A 4,388-nucleotide genomic window follows, 5' to 3' on the forward strand; every position below is an offset into this window, starting at 1 on the left:
CCTGCAGACGGCCGCGCCGCAGCAAGGCCCGGATGCGGGCTTCAAGCTCTTTAAGGGCAAAGGGTTTGACCAGATAGTCGTCCGCCCCGGCCTCAAGCCCCGCCACCCTGTCGGCCACGGCATCCCGGGCAGTAAGCATGATGATGGGGGCGGATACCCTGTATTCCTGCCGCAAACGGCGGCACAGGCTTATGCCGTCCATGCCGGGCAGCATGACGTCCAGCACTATACAGTCAAAACCCTGCTCAAGAGCCATCGCAAGCCCGGCGTTGCCGTTGCGCGCGCAGTCCAGCGTGTATCCCATCGGTTCAAGATAGGCGTAGAGATTGGCGAGGATATCCTCGTTGTCTTCCACAAGCAGCAGAGAACAGGACATGGGCTCAGCGCTCTGGCACGTCTCGCGCGTCAATGATGCCGATGATGGACAGCCCGTCCACCTCCACCTCATTGGGGCGTTTGCGGTTCCAGTCCACATGTCCAAGCAGGCGCACCTTGTCGCGCGGGGTCACGGTGAGGTGGCCGAACACCTCGTTCTTTATTTCCACCACCACCTTGCCGCTCTGGTCTTCAAACAGATAGCGGTTTTTACGGCGCGGCAGCTTTTCCAGAATATGCCCTTCAAGCACGCAGGGGGCGTCATCCTGCGCACCCAGCACATCCGCCGCGCGGGTAACCGTGGTCGCCACGCCGGGGCCGTCAAAGCCCGAAGCCGCCACGCGGGAGCACGGCAACATGGCTCCCGCAAGGCCAAATGTCAGAACCAGCAGCACCGCCAGTACACGCATAACTCTTCTCCACTCATATCGTGCGGCCGGGCGCGGACCCGGCCGCCCTGAAATCAGTTCAGTATTTCCAGCACTTTAACGTCAATTTTGGCGGGCTTCATCAGATCCTTGTCCACCTTGCCGGAAAGGCGCACGGTGTTTTCGGGCGTGACACTTTGACCGGCAAAGACTTCCCTGTCTATATCCACCGTTATTTCACCGGTGGCGTCTTTGAAAACATATTTGTCATCACTGCCGGCCTTGCGGCCCGTGATCTGGCCGGTAAGCAGAACAGCGGCATCATCCTTGCTGTCCAGAGCCTGTTTGACCGTGGTGACCTCAATCCCCACGGTCGGCCCCTTGAATCCTTCGGACGTCTTGGCTCCGGGACCCTGAAACGCGGCGTGAGCCGGAAGGGCCAAAAGGCCCAACAATAACAATGAAAGTACTGCGCGCATGGCAGCCTCCTTGGTAAGCACTGTTTCTTATGCAACCGTTGGCGGCAAAGGGCCGGAAACGGTCGGCATGCAGCCCCTGCGGGATAAAGGCGAACCGCAGGGCGTATATTGGCTCCGCCCGCCAAACAAGCATGTCAGCGTGGAAAAGCTTTGGAGCATTTTCAGCTTGAAACTGCTCTGACGGCGACGTGAACAGAGGGCCGCCACGAAGGCACAAGCGCTATCTGTTTGCGCTGTTCAGCGCCGCAGTGAGCGGGTGCAGACAGTGAGAGCATGCATTCTCGCTGCTAACACGCCCTAGAGCATTTTAACTTTGAAAAAGTGTAAATGCTCTAACGCTGCACGAAAGTGCAGCGCGCCACAATGTGGCGTGGATTCAGCCGAAAATCGCACTTTTCGGCTGAATGAACACTTTGAAATGTGAAGCATTTCAAAGTTAATCTCCTCTAGTTGAGAACATGCAGGGCCTTGACGGCCACCACCGGTTCCCTGCCTTCTTTTGTTTTGACCTTGCCCACAAGACGCACCTTCATATCAGGGGTGAGCGTCATTCCCTTGAGGGTTTTATGGCCGATGGACACGGCCATACGGCCCGTACCGTCATCCACGATAAAACGGTTTTTCTTGCCGCCCACTTTTTCCACAATATGGCCCACGATCATGACAGGGGTTCTGTCAGGGGCTTTCAGGGCCTTTGCAACGGTATCCACCTCATGAAGATTTGTCATCCCCTGAGCTTTTTCATGACGGGGCTTGCTCTTTTGCGGCGCAGGGCTGGTGACCGCCTGGGGAGCCGCGCCGGACGTGTCCTTGTCAGCAGCGTAGGCGGGAACAGCAAGAGCCATAGTCATAGCCATAACAAGCAGATAACGCATATAATCCTCCAAAAATATTTTACCGGACTCGCGCAACGCACATGCGCCCGCAGACAAAATCTGCACCCGCGAGCGTCAGCAAAGCGTTAGGAATAAAAAAACGTGAATCACCTGCCCTGGCAAACACGCCCCGTTAACATAAAAATATGAAACAAAGCCTCTTCTTGTGAACATGAATCAAAGCTGCTATATTGCCGCGCATGAAAGAGCTTGATCCGCATACAATCCGCCCCTGCCTTGCCTGCGGCGGAACCAATGTTCATCTGGAGTCCATGCTGCCACCGGGAAGACGGCAGGAAGTCTGGCGAGTCGTCTGCTCCTGTGGGCAGACATCGCAGCAATGGTCAGTTTCTCAGGGCGCGGCTATCCGTGCCTGGAACCGTAACCTGGCCTGCGCAAACGAACTTTGATTCTCCGCGCCCGGCCGCACCGTCACCGCACCTGCCCGTGACCTTGTGCAAGCCACTATGAATAGCTTTTTCTATACAAAAAAACAGCAAAAAATCTTTTCCAAGGTCCGCGCCGGGGTGTGCCTGCCGGGCAGCAGCGCCCCTTGCTTGCATGGCGGCAGTACACGCCGGGCATGAGGCAACGGCAAAACAACTCCCTGCCCATGCAGGCGCACTGACAGGCCAGAATCCCGCGGGGTTCCGGCCCTTTTTGTTTCAGACCGCCGCTGTGTGCAACAGGGCCGCCATAGCCCTGCCGGGCCTTCGGAGGAGAGCGAAAGAATCAGTCCGGAATCGCCCGGATCAGTTCGTGATAGCTCGGAATCAACCCGCGATAGCCCAAAATCAGCCTGGCGGGCGTCTTTCAAAGGGCCGTTGCGCACCGCGGCGCTTGAGGCGCACATGCAGAGGCTGCCGTTTCCCGCAGGGCCGAGGGAACGGCTCAAGCGGGGCGGAGCCTTTGTGACGGACGACTGCCGCGAGCCGCCAGCGCTGCTGCAACATGAAATAGCTCTGCATTCACAGCAAGGCTGTCGCGTCGAAAATACGGGATAAGACCTGGCGCAAGGGGAAGGTACGCCTGGGTACGTGATTGGAATAAAAAAGTTTTTTGATATAACCGGTTGAGTAAAAGAGTACGGAAGCGACCTCTAGTCCAGCTCCCGCCCAACCCACACAGCACGGCCGATAACCCGCACAAGATCGGCCAGTTGCTCGTCCGTATCCGCCTCAATGGGCGCATAGTCCGGATTGAAGCTCGTCAGAATAAGCTTGCCCGGCATGGCGTTGACGACCTTGAGGTACACCATGTCCTCCACGCCCACGGCATAAATGCGCCCCGGCACGGGGGTGCGCTGAGCCTGATCTATAAGCACCACGTCATTGTGCATGATGCGCGGCTGCATGCTGTCGCCAGACACCCGCAAAAGCACCATCTGTGACGGGTTGCCCTTGCGGCGCAGGAAGTCCCACCGAAAGGCATAGTGCCGCAGCACGTCGCCGCCGGTTTCAAAGCTGCCGGTCCCGGCTGAAAGACGCGCCTCCACCATAGGGACCATTACCAGTCTCGCTTCACCACAGTTTTGCCCGTTGCCGTCTGCCGTTCCCTTGCCGGCAAGCAACCAGTCAAGGGAGCAGTCCAGCGTGTCGGCCAGACGCACAGCATACTCACCTTTCGGCATCTGCCCGTTTTCATATTTTTGAATGGTGGTAAGGCTTACTCCCACCCTGTCGGCCATGTCCTGCTTGTGCATGCCAAGCTCTTCACGCCGCTGGCGAAGGCGCTGCGCGAAGGCCTTGGGCAATCCAGCCTGGGAGAGTGCTTTCATAGAACTTCCGTTATCTGCGTTTTCAACGCATTAAAACTTTTCTTTTAAAATAACTCCTGAACAGGACAGCTTTATTCTGACCACCACAAAACTACCTTGTTTTTTTTCAAGAATCAATGTTTTCTTTGTAACTACAGGAATAAAATATAAATATTTTTCAAGATTAAAGATCTTCACGTCATTCAACTGTTAAATATTGTTATAAATCATATGATTAAATCTTTTCCTTTATTTATAAACTTTACACTTGATTCATATAATAAAAAGTTATAAATCCCAAATACGCCCCGTATATTTCACATCCATATTTCAGGGAGCATAGCATGTCCGATCTTCAAGATAATATTTATAACCTGAGCGCTGTGCTGGATATTTTGCAAAACAACGCCCATCCTGCCCAAAAGCCCATTTTGCGCCTGGTGGGCGATCATCTTCGCCTGCTCGCACTCTGCATGGACCTTTCGGCGCACCGCCCGCCTGCCCAGACGCCCCATATGCCGCCCTCAGCAGCAGC

7 protein-coding genes are annotated in these 4,388 nt (G+C 55.6%); 2 read left to right on the forward strand and 5 right to left on the reverse strand.

The window, feature by feature from the left end:
- The 4 genes from V6C07_RS01610 to V6C07_RS01625 all read right to left on the reverse strand — a co-directional run.
- Positions 1-376, reverse strand: a 376-nt coding sequence (locus V6C07_RS01610; protein WP_333534646.1) for a response regulator transcription factor, incomplete at its 3' end; no start/stop codon positions are given.
- 4 nt (positions 377-380) lie between these two features.
- Entirely contained in the window at positions 381-785 is a 405-nt protein-coding gene (locus V6C07_RS01615) for a NirD/YgiW/YdeI family stress tolerance protein (protein ID WP_333534647.1), read from the reverse strand.
- A gap of 53 nt (positions 786-838) precedes the next feature.
- On the reverse strand, positions 839-1,222 hold the full coding sequence (locus V6C07_RS01620; RefSeq protein ID WP_333534648.1) for a YgiW/YdeI family stress tolerance OB fold protein: 384 nt from the start codon (positions 1,220-1,222) through the stop codon (positions 839-841).
- 446 nt (positions 1,223-1,668) lie between these two features.
- Positions 1,669-2,097: a YgiW/YdeI family stress tolerance OB fold protein gene (locus V6C07_RS01625; RefSeq protein ID WP_333534649.1), complete on the reverse strand. Its 429-nt coding sequence runs from the start codon at positions 2,095-2,097 to the stop codon at positions 1,669-1,671.
- Between the two features lie 191 nt (positions 2,098-2,288).
- On the opposite strand from V6C07_RS01625, the gene V6C07_RS01630 reads away from it, so the two are divergent.
- Positions 2,289-2,507, forward strand: coding sequence for a hypothetical protein (locus V6C07_RS01630; RefSeq protein ID WP_256233790.1), 219 nt, complete (start codon positions 2,289-2,291; stop codon positions 2,505-2,507).
- 689 nt (positions 2,508-3,196) lie between these two features.
- On the opposite strand, the gene V6C07_RS01635 is transcribed toward V6C07_RS01630, so the two are convergent.
- Positions 3,197-3,874 (reverse strand): XRE family transcriptional regulator, encoded by a 678-nt coding sequence (locus tag V6C07_RS01635; protein ID WP_333534650.1) that lies wholly within the window; start codon positions 3,872-3,874, stop codon positions 3,197-3,199.
- A gap of 323 nt (positions 3,875-4,197) precedes the next feature.
- Here V6C07_RS01635 and V6C07_RS01640 point away from each other — a divergent pair.
- Positions 4,198-4,388, forward strand: a 191-nt coding sequence (locus tag V6C07_RS01640; RefSeq protein WP_333534651.1) for a hypothetical protein, incomplete at its 3' end; no start/stop codon positions are given.

The organism is Desulfovibrio sp. 1214_IL3152, from assembly GCF_036763055.1.
Classification (GTDB): Bacteria; Desulfobacterota; Desulfovibrionia; order Desulfovibrionales; family Desulfovibrionaceae; genus Desulfovibrio.

Coding starts and splice junctions, on each gene's coding strand:
- V6C07_RS01615 (WP_333534647.1), bottom strand. CDS start 785: ATGCGTGTACTGGCGGTGCTGCTGGTTCTGACATTTGGCCTTGCGGGA.
- V6C07_RS01620 (WP_333534648.1), bottom strand. CDS start 1,222: ATGCGCGCAGTACTTTCATTGTTATTGTTGGGCCTTTTGGCCCTTCCG.
- V6C07_RS01625 (WP_333534649.1), bottom strand. CDS start 2,097: ATGCGTTATCTGCTTGTTATGGCTATGACTATGGCTCTTGCTGTTCCC.
- V6C07_RS01635 (WP_333534650.1), bottom strand. CDS start 3,874: ATGAAAGCACTCTCCCAGGCTGGATTGCCCAAGGCCTTCGCGCAGCGC.